We start from the raw sequence: 18,183 nt of genomic DNA on the forward strand, positions 1-18,183 counted from the left end.
GTCCTCAGATCACCGGGCCGGTGACGTAGATGTCCATGGCGCGCGAGTAGCCGGTGATCTCGGCGCGGGTGCGCTCGCCGGAGGCGACCGCCAGAATACGCTCGACCAGCCGCTGTCCGGCCGCCGGCAGGCTTTCCGTCCCGTCGATGATCCCGGCGACCGACATGTCGATGTGATCGCGCAGATGCGTCCAGGTGCGCTCGTTGCCGGTGAGCTTGATCACCGGGACGAACGGAAATCCCTGCGGGGCGCCGCGACCGGTGGCGAACACGATGACGTTGCAGCCGGCCGCCGCGAGCCCGGTGAGGATCTCCGGCTCGCGGCCCGGCGAATCCATCACCACGAGTCCCTTCACGTCCGGCCGCTGCCCGTACTCGTAGACGGCCCGGATCGGCGCCGTGCCGCCCTTGGCGATGGCGCCCAGCGACTTCTCCTCGATGGTCGTCAGGCCGCCCTTGATGTTGCCGCCGGTCGGCTGGCCACCGCGCATGTCGCACCCGACCGCCTTGGCCCGCGTCTCCATCCGGTCGACCAGGGAGAGAATCTGCGCCGCCACCTCGGGCGTCGCCGCGTGCCGGGCGACGATGTGCTCGGCGCCGATGAACTCGGTGATCTCGCCGAGGATCGAGATGCCGCCGGCCGCCACGATCGTGTCCGACGCGACCCCGATGGTCGGCGTCGCCGACAGCCCTTGGGTCGTGTCCGAGCTGCCGCACTTCATGCCGAGCACGATGTGCTCGATCCCGCACGGCTCCGGCCTGAGCTTCGAGGCCTGCGCGACCATGTCCTGGACGATCAGCACGCCCTCGGCCCGGGTGCGCGCGGCGCCGCCGATGTCCTGAAGCCCGATCACCTCCACCGGCTTGCCGGTGCCGCGCAGACGCGCGACGACGGCGTCGACCGCCGTGCTCTCGCAGCCCAGGCTGACGAGCAGCACGGCGGCGAGGTTCGGGTTCGAGCCCAGCCCGACGAGCGTGTCGGTGACGCGCGCGATGTCGATCGGCGTCTGGCAGCAGCCCTGATGATGGGTGAAGCTGACGGCGCCGTCGACCTGGCGGGCGATGTCGTCGGCCACCTCGTTGGCGCACACCACCGTCGACAGCACGCCGACGTAGTTGCGTGTCCCGACGCGGCCGTCCGGCCGCCGGTACCCCATGAAGTCCATGTCGTGATCCTTTCCGAGCGCGGCGTGACCGGCCGTCAGTCCAGGTCGCCGCGGCCGCGCAGACTCTCGATGTTCTGCACATGCGCGTGCGCGCCCGCGGGAATGTCCGCGGTCGCCCGGCCGATGACCTCGCCGTACTTGACGATGTCGTCGCCCCGCGCGATGTCGCGCAGGGCGAACTTGTGTCCGAACTCCACCGCGTCGCGCAGCACGATCGACACGATCCGATCGCCGACTCCGACTTCCGCGGTCTCGCCCTTTTCGAGACGGCGCAGCGCCGTCGCGACGTTGTCCTGGATCTTGATCGCGATGGCGTGTCGTTGCATCGCACGTCTCCATTCGGTCGGTCCGCGCGGCCGCCGACGCTCGGCATCGGCGAGGGCCGACGCGGTGCTGTGCCGTCGCATCGGGACCGGCGAGACGTGCACGGAGAAGACGTCGCCGCGACGCCGCACCGGCGACGCGGTCGAAACCGGCGTAAGACGGGCCTTCTCGCGCTGTCGAGCCTCGGCGTCCCGACACGACGATCATCGAAGGGGGTGGATCGATGATGCCCGAAGGCGATCAACGAAGAGAAACGAATATTGATGATCGATCGAATAGGACGGCCAATGGATCACGGGCGCGCCGATGCAGGCGCGGCGGTGCACGAGGCCCAGAGCGGCGAGGACGCGACGTGTGCGGTCAATGAACCGCATTCGGATCGTTCGCGCCGACGTAATCCTTGAGGAACTGCTTGAAGGCGGCCGCCGCCGGCGACAGGTCGCGGCTCGCGTGCTCGTAGATCATCATCTTGCGATGCAGGACCGGCTCGACCAGCGGGCACACCACCAGCCCGTAGGCCGAGGCGAGCTGCGACACGTACGGCCCCGACAGCACGAGCCCGCGCCCGACCGCCGCGAGCCCGAGCGCGGTGGCGACGTGATTGACGAGCAGCGACACCGTGAAGCTGCTGCCGAACTCCATGGCGTGATAGTCCATGTGCTCCTGGCCGACGGTGATGACCGGGAGACGCTGCAGCTCCTTCCAGGTCGTCGTCCGTCCGTTGCACGGGTGATCCGGGCGGCAGACGACCGACACCGGCGTCGTGAACAGCGTGTCGGCCGTCAGCTCCGGATCGATCCCACGTTGCGGCCCGAGGCCGAAATCGGCATCGCCCCGTCGCACCCTCGCCTGCAGCTCGGCCATCGGCACGTCGATCGGGGTGACGGTCACGTTCGGATAGGACTGCGAGAAGGCGGAGATCATGCGCGGCAGCAGCGTGCACGCGATGAGCGGCGCGCCGGCGACCCGCACCTGGCCGGAGCGGTGCTCGCGCAGATCCTCGCAGAAGCGCTGGGCGGCCCGGAAGTGCTCGACGGCGCGCAGCGCGTAGGGAAGGAACTCCTCGCCCGCGCTGGACAGGCGCACCGAACGCGAGGTGCGATCGAAGAGCTTGAACCCCGACTGGTCCTCGAGCTCCTTGATCAGGGCGCTGACGGCGCCCTGCGTCAGGTGCAGCACCCCGGCCGCGGCCGTGAAGCTCTGCAGGTTGACGACGGTGAGGAATGCCACCAGCTGCCGATAGGAGATGTTCATGCAGCACTCGCGACGCGGCGCAGCCCAGGGGAAGTTCTGATCGACGGCTGCGAGGGAGGGCGGCCAATCTAGGCGACTCTCCCTGGCGTGTTTATCCGTGGAGACACCTGCATGGGCGGCGATCCGGCGGCAGCCGGGAGCGGCCGGACACCCGCGCGCCGAGGGGACTTGCGTTCTCGCCCCGGCGGATCCAGTTTGTTGCGGTGCAGCAATACGGCTGACCCACCCCCGGACCCCACATGCTCGCGACCCTGATGCGCTGGTCGGGACTCGACCGCGCCGCCCTCCTCCATGCCGCCGGGCTCGCCGGCTCGGCCTGGCTCGCCTTCGCGATCGCGGCGAGCCTCCACATCCAGAACGCCTACTGGGCCGCCATGCCGGTCTTCGTGGTGGCGCAGGCGTCGCGCGGCCTGCTGATCGAGCGCGCCTTCTATCGCCTGGTCGGCACCGCGCTCGGCGCCGCGCTCGGCTTCGCCGTCGTGCGGGCCGGGCATCCGGTGGTCGAGCTCGCGCTGCTCGCCTGCGTGGTCGCGGTCGGGGCCGGCCTCACCCACATCCTGCGCGGGGTCCATTCCTACGGGGCCTTCATGGTCGGCATGACGGCGGCCGTCGTGGTGCTGCCCTCGGTGCTGGCGCCGCAGCACGCGACCGAGATCGCCGTCGCCCGCGTCGAATGCACCTTCATCGGCGTCCTGGTGGTGACGCTGGTGATGGGGCTGATCACGCCCGGCTCGCGGCGCGACGCCTTCTACCGGCGCGCCCGCAAGCTCGCCGCCGATGCGGTGGGGTTCGCCGCCGCGGCGGCCGAGGGCACGGCCGGCGTGCCGTCTCAGGCCGACGAGCGCGCCGTGCTGGGCGAGATCGCCGACGTCGACGCGCTCGCCGTGATGGTGTCGGCCGGCTCGGTCGAGGGCTATCGGCGGCTGCGTCACGTGAACGCGCTGGTCGCCGGGGCGATCGAGATCATGGCGGCCGGCCGCGGCGCCGGCGCCCGCATCCGGCGCGGCGACCCGGTGCCGGCCGGGGTGGCGGCGCAGCTGCGGGCGGCGGCGGAGCGCCTGCGGGCGGCGCCCGGCGACGGCCCGCCGCCGGCGCCCGTGCAGGGCGACCTCCTCGCCGCTCCGCCCGAGATGCGCCGTCTCGCCGCCGCCCTGAACCAGATCGTCGCCGCCGACCGGGCCCTGTTCGCCGAGCCGGGAACGGCGGACGCCACCTCGTTCGGCCGCAAGGCGCGCTATCTCGCCCCCTGGCGCGACTGGGGGCTGGCCCGCGACACCGGGCTCGCCGCCGGCTCGGCGACCTTCGCGGCCGGCCTGCTCGGCTGGGCGACCGGCTTCCCGGCGGCCGAGCTGACCGCGCTCGGCATCTGCATCTTCTCCATGGTGCTCGGCTCGATGCCGGCCCCCCAGAAGATCGCGCCGCTCCTGTTCGGCGGGGTCGTCGCCGGCGTGCTCGCCGCGATCCTCTATCGGCTGGCGGTCCAGCCGGTCGTGCCGACCGTCCCGGCCGTGCTCGCCTCGGTGCTCCCGTTCATCCTCTTCGGGTCGCTCCTGCGCGCGAGCCCCAGGACCGCGATCCCGGCGCTCGACTTCAACATGTGCTTCCTGCTGGCGAGCCAGGCCGGCCTGCCGGCCGCCGGTGCGCCGGCCGTGCTGGTCGACTCCCTCGCCCTGGTGGTCGCCGCCGGCCTCGCCAGCGGCGGCCATCTGCTGATGCCGCGCCGCTCGGAGAAGCACGCCGCCGAGGCGGCGCGCGCCATCCGGTCCGACGTCGCGGCGCTGGTCGCGCGCGCCGCGCCGGGCGCCCGGGCCGGCTGGGATCCGCACGCCTCGCGCCGCATGCTGCGCCTCCTCCTGCATCTGCGCCGGGCCGGCGACCTCGGCGAGGCCGCCCCGCGCGGCCTGCTCGCCGCCCTCAATCTCGGCCACGCCGTCATCGACCTGCACGGCCTCGCCCGCGACGACAGCCGGACACCCGCCATGCGCGCGCGCGCCGAAAGCGCGCTGACCATGCTGGCCGGATTCTCGGAGGATCCGCTGGCGGTGGCCGAGCGGATCGGCCCGCTCGCCGACACCCGCGACGACCTCGCCCTCGCCCGCGCCGCCGGCGCTGCCGCGGACGCCCTGCGGGCCGGAGCGACGCTGTTCCGGTTCGGGGCACCGGCCTGAGCCGCCTCAGCGGAAGTTCCGCGCCAGCGCGTTGTGGATCGCAGTCGCGGCGATCGCGGCATGGCCGGTGGCGACGCTGATCTGGTGCAGGTCGGTGGTCACGTCGCCGGCCGCGAACAGCATCGGCACCGAGGTCCGCTGCTTGCCGTCGGCGGTGAGGCAGCCGCCGTCGGTGGCGTCGGCCCCCAGCGCCAGCGCGAGATCCGAGCGCGCCTGCGCCCCCATCGCCGGATAGAGCACGTCGACGGCGCGGCGCGAGCCGTCCGCCGCGGTGGCGACGATCCCGTCGCCGGCCGGGACCAGGTCGCGGACCGGGCCGGGCGCGATCGCCAGGCCGGCGGCGGCCGCGTCCTCCGCCTCGGCCGCGGGGAGCCGGCCGGCATCGAGCGGCAGCACCGTGACGGCGCGGCTGAAGGTGCGCAGGAACAGCGCCTTGGCGACGGCGCGGCGGACCGGGCCGACGACGCCGATCGACCGGTCGGTCGCCTCGTAGGCGTCGCAGATCGGGCAGTAGCGCACCCGCGCCGCCTTCACCAGCGCCTGCAGGGCGGGCAGGTCCGGGCTGTCGTCGACGATGCCGGTGGCGATCACGGCGGCGCGGGCCCGCACGGTCGTGCCGTCCACGGTCGCCTCGAACACCCCGTCGGGCCGCACCAGGCGCCCGACCTCGCCGTGGCGCAGGTCGGCGCCGTAGCGCTCGGCCTGCTCGCGCAGCCGCATCAGCAGGGCGGGCCCGGCGATGCCGGCGAAGCCCGGATAGTTGTGCGATTCCGGGATCAGCGCCGCCCGGCTGGCGCCGGCGTCGTAGAGCACGACGCTGCGGCGGAAGCGGGCCAGATAGATCGCCGCGGTGAGCCCGGCCGGCCCGCCGCCGACGATCACGCAATCCGCCGTCTCGTCCGCCATGATGCCTCGCCCGTCCGCCCGCGCTCCCGCAGGGCAACGCCGGGCGCCGCCAGTCGTTCGGGCGTCGGTCGTGCAGGCGTCAGTACGGCGGACGGGTCAGGCGGCGGACATTGTCCTCGACGCAGCGCCGCACCGGCACCAGCGCCTGCTCGGCCGCGTCGTCGAAGGTGCCGCCGCCGAGCAGCGCCCGCATGGCGGCCGCCTCGGCCTCCAGCCCGGCGACCACCTTCTCGGCGACCATCCGGTGCGCCTCGCGGATCGCCGCCGGCCCGCCGCCGGCGAGCAGCACGGTGCGCATCGCGATCACGGCCTGGGCCCGCAGCCCGAGGCCGGCGATGTCGAGAAAGCGCCTGAACGGGTCGGTGGTGAACTGAGGGGTCATGGCACGCCTCCGGCGCCGCAGGCCGGGGCGATGGCCGAGGTCGCGGCCATGGCGATGATCTCACGCAATTCGTAAGGGACGGTAAAAGCGGGCGGGAAGACTGCAGGACCGAAGTTCGGCCTCTTCCGGCGCCGCCGGCTCACGACGGACGGGGAGGATGCCTCCCGGGCGCGGCCCTGGCGGGCCGCCCCCGGGGACGACCGGCAAGGCTCAGTACACCACCACGCTGCGGATCGACTTCCCCGCATGCATGAGGTCGAAGCCGGCATTGATGTCGTCGAGCGGCATCGTGTGGGTGATCATCGGGTCGATCTCGATCTTGCCCTGCATGTACCAGTCGACGATCCGCGGCACGTCGGTGCGGCCGCGGGCGCCGCCGAAGGCCGAGCCCTTCCACACCCGCCCGGTGACGAGCTGGAACGGCCGCGTCTGGATCTCGGCGCCGGCCGGGGCGACGCCGATCACCACCGAGACGCCCCAGCCGCGATGGCAGCACTCCAGCGCCTGGCGCATCACCGTGACGTTGCCGGTGCAGTCGAACGTGTAGTCGGCGCCGCCGATCTGGTCGGCCCCGCGCTTGGTGAGGTTCACCAGATACGGGACGAGGTCGCCACCGATCTCCTTCGGATTGACGAAGTGCGTCATGCCGAAGCGCTCGCCCCACGCCTTCTTGTCGTTGTTGAGGTCGACCCCGATGATCATGTCGGCGCCGACGAGGCGCAGGCCCTGGATGACGTTGAGGCCGATGCCGCCGAGCCCGAACACCACCGCGGTCGATCCCGGCTCGACCTTGGCCGTGTTGATCACCGCGCCGATGCCGGTGGTCACGCCGCAGCCGATGTAGCAGACCTTGTCGAAGGGCGCGTCCTCGCGGATCTTCGCCACCGCGATCTCGGGCAGCACGGTGAAGTTGGCGAAGGTCGAGCAGCCCATGTAGTGGTGGATCGGCCGGCCCTCGAACGAGAAGCGCGAGGTGCCGTCGGGCATCAGCCCCTGCCCCTGGGTCGAGCGGATCGCCGTGCACAGGTTGGTCTTGCGCGACAGGCAGGAGGGGCACTGCCGGCACTCGGGCGTGTAGAGCGGGATGACGTGGTCGCCCGGCTTCACCGAGGTGACGCCCGCGCCGACCTCGCGCACGACGCCGGCGCCCTCGTGGCCGAGAATGGCCGGGAAAAGGCCCTCCGGATCGGCGCCTGAGAGCGTGAACTCGTCGGTGTGGCAGATGCCGGTCGCCATGATCTCGACCAGCACCTCGCCGTCGCGCGGTCCCTCGAGCTGGACCGTCGTCACGGTGAGCGGCTTGCCCGCCGCGAACGCCACTGCCGCCTTCACGTCCATCCGTGTCGCTCCTTCGAATCGTGCACCCGACCGGCGAGCTATACAGGGCCGCCCGGGGCCGGGCCAGCCGGCGGGGAGCGCCCGGCCACCCCGGACCGCCCACGATTCGGTAACCAAAAACCGTGTCGCTCCGCCTCGGCCTCAGAAAACCCTCTTTTCACCGGAATGGGCTACCCTTCAGCCACGCCGCAGCGCCGCCGCGGCCCGTGTCCGGCAGATTTCCATGCGTATCGACCTGCCGACCCTCTATGCCGTCGCCGCCTTCGCCACTGCGGTCAGTGGCCTGATGCTGCTCGCCTCCTGGCTGCAGAACCGCAACGCGACGACGCTCGCCTGGTGGGGCGGCGGCACGCTCGTCCAGGTCACCGGCGGCGTCCTGATCGCCCTGCACGGGAGCGTTCCGGACACGGCGGCGATCGTCGGCGGCAACGCGCTCTGGCTCGCCGCCTTGGGCATGATGTGGTGCGGCGCCCGCGCCTTCGAGGGCCGTCGCCCGCGTCTCGGGGCGGCCCTCCTCGGGGCCATCGTGTGGGTGGCGCTGTGCCAGAGCGAGGCGTTCTACGGCACGCCGGTGCTGCGCATCCGGGTCTTCGCGACGATCGGCCTGGTCTACGCGCTGCTGATTCCGTGGGAGTACTGGCGGGGCCGCCCGCCGCGTCCGGTGTCGCGCTGGGCCGTGATCGCGCTGATGCTGGTCCAGGCGCTGCTCTACCTCCTGCGCCTCCCCCTGGCCGAGCGGCTGGTCTATCCGGTCGTCTCCGAGGACGCGGGCGTCCTGATCTCGCTCGGGGTCGGCGCCCTGCTCCTGCACGGCGTCTGCATGGCCTTCCTGGTCATCACGATGGTGAAGGAGCGGCTCGAGCTGCAGCTCCGGCACGACGCGCTCGTCGATCCGCTGACCGGCATCGCCAACCGCCGCGCCTTCGTCGAACACGGCGAGCGCCTTCTCACCCGGGCCGCAGGCGAAGGCTGTTCGACCGCGCTGCTGATGATCGACCTCGACCTGTTCAAGCGCATCAACGACACGCTCGGCCACGACGCCGGCGACGCCGTGCTGCGGTTCTTCTGTACCACCACGGACGGCCTGCTGCGCCCCACCGACCTGTTCGCCCGCACCGGCGGCGAGGAGTTCGCCTGCCTGCTGCCGGGCGCCTCCATCCTCGAGGCCGTGCAGGTGGCGGATCGGATCCGGGTGCGGTTCGCGGCGCAGAGCCGCCGCCACGGATTCAAGGACGGGCTGACGGTGAGCATCGGCGCGGCGACCACCCTGACGTCCGGCCGCCGGCTCACCGCCCTGATGGGGAACGCCGACCGGGCCCTCTACGCGGCCAAGGCGAACGGCCGCAACCGGGTGGAGTGGAGCCCGGACGAGGAATCGGCGCTCGTCGCCCTCCGCCGCAGGAGCCGCATCGCGGCCGGCCCCGGCGACACGGCCGACGACCGGCCCGACGGGGCGACCGCGCACCGGACGCCCGCCCAGGCGGCCGAACGCAGGACCCGCGGCTCCGCCGCGCCGGCCTCGTGACCGGCCGGCGCCTCGCATGGCTGAGCCGGTCCGCCCGCATGGTTGACGAAACGTTGCACCCAGGCCGGCAAGTTTTAGTCAACCGAAAACGGGGCTCTCATCGGAATCGGCTAGAACGGATGCACCTCGCTGTGCAACATGCGCGGCGCGACCGGATCGTTCATGCACATTGATCAGCCCACTCTCTTTGCCGTGACTGCCTTCGCCGCGGCGATCAGCGGGCTGATGCTGCTGTTCGGCTGGCTGCAGGACCGGTCGTCGGCGACGCTCGCCTGGTGGGGCGGCGGGCTGCTGCTGGTCGTCGGCGGCACCGGGCTGGTGGTGCTGCGCGGCGTCATCCCGGACGAGATCTCGATCGTGATCGGCAACGCCGTCCAGCTGTTCGGCTACGGCATGCTGTGGACCGGCGCCCGCACCTTCGAGGGGCGGCGGCCCCGGATCGCGGTGCTGCTCGTCGTCTCTCTCGCCTGGATGGTGGCGTGCCAGTTCGACTTCTACTGGACCGACATGCCGCTGCGCATCCGGGTGTCGGCGACGCTGATCTCCTCCTACCTGCTGCTGACCGCCGCGGAATATGCGCGGCCGAAGAATCCGGAGCTGGTGTCGCGCTGGCCGACCATCTTCATCCTGCTGCTGCAGGCCGGCGGCGTGCTGATCCGCATCCCGCTCGCCGAGAAGCTGGTGTTCCCGGCGCCCGAGAACTCGTTCACGGCGACCCTGGTGCCGCTCGGCGCCGCCGGACTGGTGCTGTTCTCCTTCTCGCTCGCCTTCCTGGTGATGGCGATGTCGAAGGAGCGGCTGGTGCTCGAGCACAAGCGCACCGCACTGGTCGATCCGCTCACCGGGGTGGCCAACCGGCGGGCCTTCTTCGAGCGCGGCGAGCGCATCCTGCGCCGCGGGCTGGCCGACGGCGACACCGCCGCGCTGCTGATGATCGACATCGACAAGTTCAAGCACGTCAACGACACCTTCGGCCACCAGGCGGGCGACCGGGTGCTGTGCGCCTTCTGCGACACCGCGGCCCGCGTGCTGCGGCCGACCGACGTGCTCGGCCGCACCGGCGGCGAGGAGTTCGCCTGCCTGCTGCCCGGCGCGACGCCGGCCGAGGCGGCCGCGGTGGCGGACCGGATCCGCCTCGAGTTCGAGCAGTGCCGGCTCGATCTCGGCGCGGTGCGCCCGACATCGACGGTCAGCATCGGGGTGGCGACCACGGTGGATGTCGGCGGCAGCCTCGCGGCCCTGATGGGCGCCGCCGACCGGGCCCTCTACCGGGCCAAGGCGAACGGCCGCAACCGGGTCGAATCGGTGGGCGCCCTGAAGGCCGGGGCCCTGTCCGGCCCGGCCGCCGACCACCCGGCGGCGCAGCCCCCGTGGGGCGCGGGGATGCGGCGCGACGACGCCCGGGCGGCCCCCGGCGCCCGGCCGCACGGCGGCGACGCCGCCGACCCGGGCCGCCGCGACGAATCCGCCGTCGCCTGACCGCTCGCACAGGCGGGTCGATTTTTCCCGCCGATCGTCTATAAGGGGCCGGTTCCCGGCCGGCCCTGCCCGGTCGGCGGCCCCGCCCGGCCGACCCGTCCTCCCGGACGGCGCCGCGCCCGGCAGGACCGCCCCGGAACCACGCGCTCGTAGCTCAGCCGGATAGAGCATCAGACTTCGAATCTGAGGGTCGGGAGTTCGAATCTCTCCGAGCGCGCCATTTCGGTACAAGGCTGGGAACGCCAAAACCCGCCGTTTTCCCGCCTGCGACGGCGACCAGGGTGCGCAGCAGTTCGCTTTTCGACCCCATGATCCGAACGTCCTTCGCGTCGCCCTCGACGCGCCGCGCGAACGCGCGGACATAGTCGCGGCGGGAGCCTCCGCTCTCGGTCCGCACGCGCCTGCGGGCCTGCCTGGCGAAGGTCGCGAGTGCCGGCGGGGTTGATGACAGGCCCCGCGCGGGAAGCGGCTTCCTCGGCCCGCTCCGCGTCGAGGCGGGCTTGGTCGCGGACGGCCTCGAGTTCGGCGATTCGATCCTCCAACAGCGGGTCGGTCAGGACGGCGATGCCGCTTTCGATCGCGTCGTAAAGGCGGCCGAGCTTCGCCTCGGCCTCGGCCGCGCACTTGCGCAGCGCGGCGATGTGGGCGGCCCGACGTTCCGCCCGCTCCTCCCGGCGGTCGAGCACCGTCGCCAGGATCGCTTCGAGGCGGACGGGCTGCAAAAGCCGGCGCTCGATGTGGTCGGCGACGAGGGTGTCGGGCTTCCGCGGCGCCGTCAGGGCCGGGCTGCGAGTTTCGAGCAGGGTCTGAACGGCCTCGAAGTCTGCCGGGTCAATGATCGGCGGCACGACCATTTCCACGACATCGGTCTCCGGCTTGCGCTCGCGCGTCTTCCGGAACTTGGCGTTGAACCGGTGCCGGCCGACATCGGTCGTGCGGGTCAGCACCTGGTGGACCGCCGCGATGCCCCGGCGAACGCCGTCGCGGGTCAGGATGCCGGCGGCGTTCGGGTGGTTGGTGATCGACTTCACCCCCATCGGCCCGGAGTTGCCGTCACCCTCGCCGGCGAGGCGGAAGATCAGCCGCACGGTTTCGGCCCGGATGGGGTCGATGTCCAAAGTCTTCTCGGTCCGTTTGCCTCACCGCTCGCCGGTCTCGGCGATGCGGTAGCCGATCGGCGGTCGCGACCCGTTCCAGAACCCTTGGCGCGCGTTCTCCGTCGTCCCCCGCGGCGTGTGCTTGGCGTTCTCCTTGGACTGGCACTCGTCGAGCAGCGTCATGATCTGCCGGATCATGTTGCTCATCGGATCGTCGCCGAGCTCCTGGGTGACGGAGATCAGCCGCACACCGTTCTTCGCGAGCCGGCGGACGTGGAACTCGAGCTGGAACTGGTCGCGGAAAGACCGCCTGACGCAGGACCCGTTCTCCGGTCATCTCTTTGCTTTCCGCGACGAGACGGCATTGGTGCGGACGATCCCGTTCTGGGACGGGAACGTCCTTTGCCTGATCACCAAACGGATAGACCAGGGAGGCTTCGTGCGGCCGGAGATGGCGGGGATCGACGGCCCGACGCGCTCACATCGGCGCACCTCGCGATGGTGATCGATGACATCGGCGCTCTCCTGACCGTGTTTGGAAGTCTGCGATCGCGGGTTTCCGCTGGAGACCCGGTGCAGAAACAAGCGAGGATTCTCCTTCGAGACGGCGGCAGCGCGTATCCTGGAACACGCGGCTCGATCTCGATGTGTTCGCCGAAGACCGCCGCCATCTCTTTCCGGAGATCACCTCGATCCGATGAACCGTCCCCGCAGGCTCGAGCATAGGGTCGACTTCAAACACGAGCCGATCTCCGATTCAGACTCAGATCTTCAGGATCGATGGACTCCGTCCTCACGCCCCTCGCAGAAGGTGGGGCCAGAACGGCGATTTCCCTGCTCCGGCTAATACTGACTCGATGGGGTCGCGACAGCGCAACACACAGAGTTGATCGAGTCCGACGTCGGAGGCTCGCGGCTCCGGGCGCGTCCATGATTGCAATCCAGCGGTGTTTCGATGACCCTGCACCGAGCTTCGGCAGTGGCCCGGGCGAGACGCGAAGCGGGGAGTGTGCGCATGAGCGGAAATCTGTGGCGCTTGGCGACGGCAGCGACGACGTTGTTGACTCTCTCGTCGACCATAGGCGGCGCATCGGCGCAGCAGCCGGCCCCGCAACAGCGGCTCCAACAGCCGCAGGCGCAGCAACAACTGCCGCAGGCCCAACAGCAGCGGCCGAACATTCTCGTCATCTGGGGCGACGACATCGGGACCTGGAACATCAGTCACAACAACCGTGGCATGATGGGCTATCAGACGCCGAACATCGACCGTATCGCGAAAGAAGGCATAGCCTTCACCGACTACTACGGCCAGCAGAGCTGTACCGCGGGGCGCGCCGCTTTCATCGGCGGCGCCGTGCCGGTGCGCACCGGCATGACGAAGGTCGGCTTGCCGGGCGCCAAGGAAGGCTGGCAGAAGAGCGATCCCACCATCGCCGCGCTGCTCAAGGCGCAAGGCTACGCCACCGGCCAGTTCGGCAAGAACCACTTCGGCGATCGCGACGAACATCTGCCGACGATGCACGGGTTCGACGAGTTCTTCGGCAACCTCTATCACCTCAACGCCGAGGAGGAGCCGGAGAACCCGGACTATCCGAAGGATCCGGAATTCCGGAAAAAGTTCGGGCCGCGCGGCGTGCTGAAGACCAAAGCGGACGGCAAGGGCGGCCAGACCATCGAAGACACTGGTCCGCTCACCCGCAAGCGCATGGAGACGGTGGACGAGGAGACACTCGCGGCGGCGCTCGACTTCATCGACCGCCAGCACAAGGAGGGCAAGCCGTTCTTCGTGTGGTGGAACGCAACGCGCATGCATTTCCGCACGCATTTGAAAGCGGAGAGCCGCGGTGCTTCCGGACAGGACGAATATGGCGACGGCATGGTCGAGCACGACCGTCACGTCGGCGCGCTGCTGGAGAAGCTCGACGACCTCGGCATCGCCAACAACACGGTCGTCTATTACTCGACCGATAATGGTCCGCATTTCAACACCTGGCCGGACGCCGGCAACACGCCGTTCCGCAGCGAGAAGAACTCCAACTGGGAGGGTGCCTATCGCGTCCCGGCTTTCGCGCGCTGGCCAGGCAAATGGCAGGCGGGAGTCACGCTGAACGGCATCGTCGCGCACGAGGATTGGATGCCGACCTTCCTGGCAGCGGCCGGCATGCCCGACCTGAAGGACCGTCTCAAGAAGGGCGACGCGTTCGCCGGCCGGCAGTACCGCTTTTATATCGACGGCTACGACATGAACGACTACCTCGCCGGGAAAGCGAAGCAGTCGCCACGCCGGGAGTTCTGGTACGTCAATGACGAAGGCCAGATCGTCGCCGCCCGTCACGACGACTGGAAGGTCGTGTTCCTGGAGAACCGCGGGGTCGCGTTCGGCGTATGGCGCGAGCCTTTCGTCGAGCTGCGGGTCCCGCTTCTGTTCAACTTGCGGCGCGACCCGTTCGAGAAAGCGCAACAAAACTCCAACACCTACAATGACTGGATGATCGACCGCGCGTTCGCGCTGGTGCCGATCCAGACCCTGGCGACGCAGTTCCTGCTGACCATGAAGGACTTCCCGCCGAGCCAGTCGCCCGGCGCGTTCAACCTCAGCAAGATCGAGGAGCAGCTCCGCAGCGGCGCGAGCGGAAATTGAGGACGTGGCGGGCGGGGATCGGATCCGGTCCCCGCCCGTCGAGCGATGCGGCGGGATACGGCTTGTCGGCGCATGGCATGAAACAGGCGTTCTCGATCATCGTGGCCGCGGGCGTCGCGCTGCTGGCTGCGCTTTCGCTCGGCTGTGCTCTTGCGCAAGCGGACCCGCTGCCATCCTGGACCGATGGCACGGCGAAGGCTGCGATCGTCGACTTCGTCGCTCGTGCGACGACTCCAGGCAGCGCGGACCATGTCGCCCCTGCAGAGCGTGTCGCCGTGTTCGACAATGACGGCACGCTGTGGGCGGAAAAGCCGGTCTATTTCCAGTTCATGTTCGCGATCGACAGGGTGCGGGCGCTCGCCGCGCAGAATCCGGAATGGAAGGTGAAGCAGCCTTTCAAGGCGGCGATCGAGGGTGATGTCGACACGCTCGCGGCGTCCGGCGAGAAAGGCCTCGTCGAGCTGATCATGGCCACGCATACGGGCGTCACGACAGAGGCGTTCGGCGAGACGGTCGCCGACTGGATCGCCGCCGCGCGGCATCCGCGGTTCGAGCGCCCCTACACCGAGCTCGCCTATCGGCCGATGCTCGAGCTGCTCGCGCTCCTGCGGGCGAACGGCTTCAAGACGTATATCGTGTCGGGCGGCGGCATCGAGTTCATGCGCGTGTGGACCGATCGCGTCTACGGCGTGCCGCCCGAGCAGGTGATCGGCTCCTCGATCGTGACGCGGTTCGACGTCGAGAACGGCAAGCCCGTGCTGGTGCGCGAGGACAAGATCGATTTCGTCGACGACAAGGCGGGCAAGCCGGTCGGGATCCACAAGTTCATCGGCCGGCGCCCGATCTTCGCCTTCGGCAATTCCGACGGCGACCTGCAGATGCTGCAATGGACCGCGGCAGGCGACGGGCCGCGCTTCATGGGCCTCGTGCATCACACCGACGCCGAGCGCGAATGGGCCTATGATCGGGACTCGGCGGTCGGACGGCTCGACAAGGCGCTCGACGAAGCGCGGGCGAAGGGCTGGACGGTGATCGACATGAAGCGGGATTGGAAGCGGGTGTTCGCGTTCGAGCCGCAGTGACATGGACCGGCGGTGCAGCGGTGAGGCTCCGTCCGCCACGCGGCCGACCGGCGATGTCGGCCGGAGGCCGGCCTCGCGGTATCGCGCCGGAGTCGAGCCGGCGCTGGCCGGGCTGCTCGGCGTCGCCCTGACGCTCCTCCTGATTGCGACGCATGTCGGCCCGGCTCGGCGAGACGGGCCTCGTTCCTGGCTGGCGGTGCGCGCCGAACCGACGCCCGCGGCTGCGGCGACCGGCGGGCCGGCCCATGTCGGCGAGTCGGTCTGCCGCGCGTGCCATGCCGGCGAGGCCGCTGCGTGGACGTCCTCCGACCATGCCCGCGCGATGGCGCATGCGAGCGAGTCGACGGTGCTCGGCGACTTCAACGACGCGCGCTTCACTTATGGTGACGTGACCAGTGTTTTTTTCCGGCGTGACGGCAAGTATTTCGTGCGCACCGATGGGCCGGCCGGCGACCTCCAGGACTACGAGATCACGTTCACGTTCGGGGTCGAGCCGCTGCAGCAGTATCTGATCGCGTTGCCGGGCGGACGATTGCAGGCGCTATCGATCGCCTGGGATTCGCGCGCGAAGGAGCAGGGCGGCCGACGCTGGTTTCATCTCCATCCGGGCGAAAAGGTCGACCATCGCGATCCCCTGCACTGGACCGGCCTGCAGCAGAACTGGAACTACATGTGCGCGGAATGCCATTCCACTGGTCTGCGCCGCAATTACGATCCCGGATCGAAGACCTACGCGACCACCTTCTCCGCGATCGACGTGTCCTGCGAGTCCTGCCACGGCCCCGGCGCACGGCATGTCGCCTGGGCGAAGCGCGAGCCGGGTTGGGAGGCGATCGATGCGCAGGCCAAGGGCCTGATGATTCGTCTCGACGAGCGGCGCGGCGTCACGTGGGCGATCGATCCGCGGACCGGCAGCGCCGCCCGCAGCAAGCCGCGCCAGACGACTCGCGAGATAGAGACCTGCGCGCTCTGCCATGCGCGGCGCGCGCCGATCTGGGCGACGATCGAGCCGGGCGCACCGATCGGCGACAGCCACCGCGTCGCGCTGCTGGACGAAGGACTGTACTTTCCCGACGGGCAGAGTCGCGACGAGGTCTACGAGTACGGCTCGTTTCTGCAGAGCAAGATGTTCGCCGCGGGCGTGACCTGCAGCGACTGTCACGACCCGCACAGCCTGACGCTGCGCGCGAGCGGGAATGCCGTCTGCGTGCAGTGCCATGCACCGGAGAGGTTCGAGTCGGCCAGTCACCACCGGCACCGGCAGGGCTCGACCGCGGCGCAATGCGTGGCCTGCCACATGCCGGCGCGGACCTACATGGTCGTCGATCCGCGCCGTGACCACGGCTTCCGGATTCCGCGTCCCGATCAGAGCGCCGCCCTGGGAACGCCCGACGCCTGCACGGCCTGCCACGCCGACAAGACCTCGCAATGGGCGGCCAAGCAGATCAGGGCGTGGCACGGCGCGCCGAGGCCCGGGTTCATTCGGTTCGGCGACGTGCTGCACGCCGGCTCGCGTGGCGCGCCTGGCGCGCGGGCGTCGCTGCTCGCGCTGGCGCAGGATCGGTCGCATCCCGCGATCGCGCGGGCGAGCGCGCTGGCGCGGCTGGACCGTATCGCCGATCCGGCCGCGCTCGCCGCCGTGCGCATGCTGCTGCGCGATTCCGATCCCCTGGTCAGACGCGCCGCGGCCGCAGCCTACACCGGCGCACCGACGCGGGCGCGCCGCGACGTGCTGTCTTTGCTCGACGACCCCGTCCGCGACGTGCGGCTCGAAGCGGCGCGCCAGGTCGCCGGCCTGCCGGCGGCGCTGATGAGCGCCGACGAGCAGAAGCAGCGCGATCGTGGCATCGAGGAATATGTCGCCTCCCTGCGCAGCAACGCCGACCGACCGGAAGCGCACCACAATCTCGGGCTGCTGCTCATGGATGTCGGCCGCCCGGCGGAGGCCGAATCGGAGCTGACGGCGGCGCTGACGCTCGATCCGTCCTTCGTGCCCGCCGCGGTCACGCTCGCCGACCTCCTTCGCGCGCTCGGACGCGACGCCGAGGCGGAACCTCTGCTGCGCGGGATGATCGAGAGGCAGCCGAACGCCGCGTCGCCGCATCACGCGCTGGGGTTGTGGCTCGTGCGCGCCAACCGGCGCGCCGAAGCCATCGATGCGCTGAAACGCGCCGCCGATCTCGCGCCCGACGATCCACGGATGGCCTATGTCTACGCCGTCGCGCTCTCCGCGACCGATCGCGCGAAGGCGCTCGCGACGCTCCGGGAGTCGCTGGCGCGGCATCCTCATGACCGCGAGACGCTGTCCGGGCTCGCAGCCTTCTCGCGCGACGCCGGCGCCCGCGACGACGCCCTGCACTACGCCGAGACACTGGCCGCCCTCGAGCCGGACGATCCGAGCGTGCGGGCATTCGTCAGGCAAATGCGGGGGGGCCCGAGATAGTCGGCTCGGAGCCGAGGCGGACGAATACGATCTCGATGCGCCGTCGCCGCTTTCGGGCGCCCGGGACGGGACTATGCGGCGTCGGCGGACGACCTCGTCGCATCGATCGTCGCGGCACGCGCGTTCCTGCTCCTCCCAGCCCTCGGGTTTCGGACCCATTCGTGGGCTTCGGCGGGCGACCGGTGGATCAGCGGACTATTGAGGCCGAGGGCCTCGGCGCGGCTCTGCAACGGATCGATGTCGATCATCCTCGTTCTCCGTGAGGGCCTCGTTGGCTCGAGGCCATGGGGTGGACCGGGATGTCGTGCGCGGTGACGAGGGCGGCAGCGTGACGGCGACCGGCGGGGTCGCGTGGCGGTGCTCACGGCGGCGCTCGAGC

The 18,183-nt window shown here is 70.6% G+C and carries 14 protein-coding genes and 1 tRNA gene; 7 read left to right on the forward strand and 8 right to left on the reverse strand.

The window, feature by feature from the left end; translation table 11 throughout:
- Positions 1–4: 4 nt before the first annotated feature.
- From J2S22_RS11640 to J2S22_RS11650, 3 genes are all read right to left on the reverse strand, one after another.
- Positions 5–1,165 carry a UxaA family hydrolase gene (locus J2S22_RS11640; protein WP_272777736.1) on the reverse strand — a complete coding sequence of 387 codons (1,161 nt, stop codon included), beginning with the start codon at positions 1,163–1,165 and terminating at the stop codon, positions 5–7.
- Positions 1,166–1,200: 35 nt separating this feature from the next.
- The gene (locus tag J2S22_RS11645) at positions 1,201–1,593 is read right to left on the reverse strand and encodes a UxaA family hydrolase (RefSeq protein WP_272777735.1); all 393 of its coding nucleotides are present in this window, start codon (positions 1,591–1,593) and stop codon (positions 1,201–1,203) included.
- Between the two features lie 256 nt (positions 1,594–1,849).
- On the reverse strand, positions 1,850–2,743 hold the full coding sequence (locus J2S22_RS11650) for a LysR family transcriptional regulator (protein WP_272777734.1): 894 nt from the start codon (positions 2,741–2,743) through the stop codon (positions 1,850–1,852).
- A gap of 239 nt (positions 2,744–2,982) precedes the next feature.
- Here J2S22_RS11650 and J2S22_RS11655 point away from each other — a divergent pair, with 239 nt between their 5' ends.
- On the forward strand, positions 2,983–4,911 hold the full coding sequence (locus J2S22_RS11655; RefSeq protein WP_307155829.1) for an FUSC family protein: 1,929 nt from the start codon (positions 2,983–2,985) through the stop codon (positions 4,909–4,911).
- Between the two features lie 6 nt (positions 4,912–4,917).
- On the opposite strand, the gene J2S22_RS11660 is transcribed toward J2S22_RS11655, so the two are convergent.
- The 3 genes from J2S22_RS11660 to J2S22_RS11670 all read right to left on the reverse strand — a co-directional run bounded on the left by J2S22_RS11660 (position 4,918) and on the right by J2S22_RS11670 (position 7,537).
- Positions 4,918–5,817, reverse strand: coding sequence for an NAD(P)/FAD-dependent oxidoreductase (locus tag J2S22_RS11660; RefSeq protein ID WP_272776802.1), 900 nt, complete (start codon positions 5,815–5,817; stop codon positions 4,918–4,920).
- A gap of 79 nt (positions 5,818–5,896) precedes the next feature.
- Complete coding sequence (locus tag J2S22_RS11665; RefSeq protein WP_272776801.1) at positions 5,897–6,199, reverse strand: hypothetical protein; 303 nt, start codon at positions 6,197–6,199, stop codon at positions 5,897–5,899.
- A 210-nt stretch (positions 6,200–6,409) separates the two neighbouring features.
- The gene (locus tag J2S22_RS11670; RefSeq protein ID WP_272776800.1) at positions 6,410–7,537 is read right to left on the reverse strand and encodes an S-(hydroxymethyl)glutathione dehydrogenase/class III alcohol dehydrogenase; all 1,128 of its coding nucleotides are present in this window, start codon (positions 7,535–7,537) and stop codon (positions 6,410–6,412) included.
- A 223-nt stretch (positions 7,538–7,760) separates the two neighbouring features.
- On the opposite strand from J2S22_RS11670, the gene J2S22_RS11675 reads away from it, so the two are divergent.
- From J2S22_RS11675 to J2S22_RS11685, 3 genes are all read left to right on the forward strand, one after another.
- A complete protein-coding gene (locus J2S22_RS11675; RefSeq protein ID WP_272776799.1) occupies positions 7,761–9,062 on the forward strand; it encodes a GGDEF domain-containing protein in 1,302 nt (433 codons plus the stop codon).
- 162 nt (positions 9,063–9,224) lie between these two features.
- Positions 9,225–10,541, forward strand: coding sequence for a GGDEF domain-containing protein (locus tag J2S22_RS11680; RefSeq protein ID WP_272776798.1), 1,317 nt, complete (start codon positions 9,225–9,227; stop codon positions 10,539–10,541).
- A 143-nt stretch (positions 10,542–10,684) separates the two neighbouring features.
- Positions 10,685–10,761 (forward strand) — tRNA-Arg (locus J2S22_RS11685).
- On the opposite strand, the gene J2S22_RS11690 is transcribed toward J2S22_RS11685, so the two are convergent.
- Complete coding sequence (locus J2S22_RS11690) at positions 10,712–11,629, reverse strand: recombinase family protein (protein ID WP_272776812.1); 918 nt, start codon at positions 11,627–11,629, stop codon at positions 10,712–10,714. The two genes, J2S22_RS11685 and J2S22_RS11690, sit on opposite strands and share 50 nt — an antisense overlap.
- 1,024 nt (positions 11,630–12,653) lie before the next feature.
- Between J2S22_RS11690 and J2S22_RS11705 the strand changes: the two genes are divergently transcribed.
- The 3 genes from J2S22_RS11705 to J2S22_RS11715 all read left to right on the forward strand — a co-directional run bounded on the left by J2S22_RS11705 (position 12,654) and on the right by J2S22_RS11715 (position 17,804).
- Positions 12,654–14,279 carry an arylsulfatase gene (locus J2S22_RS11705; protein ID WP_272776797.1) on the forward strand — a complete coding sequence of 542 codons (1,626 nt, stop codon included), beginning with the start codon at positions 12,654–12,656 and terminating at the stop codon, positions 14,277–14,279.
- A gap of 77 nt (positions 14,280–14,356) precedes the next feature.
- Positions 14,357–15,361 (forward strand): HAD family hydrolase, encoded by a 1,005-nt coding sequence (locus J2S22_RS11710; RefSeq protein WP_272776810.1) that lies wholly within the window; start codon positions 14,357–14,359, stop codon positions 15,359–15,361.
- A gap of 1 nt (position 15,362) precedes the next feature.
- On the forward strand, positions 15,363–17,804 hold the full coding sequence (locus J2S22_RS11715; RefSeq protein WP_272776796.1) for a tetratricopeptide repeat protein: 2,442 nt from the start codon (positions 15,363–15,365) through the stop codon (positions 17,802–17,804).
- A gap of 71 nt (positions 17,805–17,875) precedes the next feature.
- On the opposite strand, the gene J2S22_RS11720 is transcribed toward J2S22_RS11715, so the two are convergent.
- Positions 17,876–18,052, reverse strand: coding sequence for a hypothetical protein (locus J2S22_RS11720; RefSeq protein ID WP_272776795.1), 177 nt, complete (start codon positions 18,050–18,052; stop codon positions 17,876–17,878).
- Positions 18,053–18,183 lie beyond the last annotated feature (131 nt).

This window comes from Rhodoplanes tepidamans (assembly GCF_030813915.1).
Classification (GTDB): Bacteria; Pseudomonadota; Alphaproteobacteria; order Rhizobiales; family Xanthobacteraceae; genus Rhodoplanes; species Rhodoplanes tepidamans.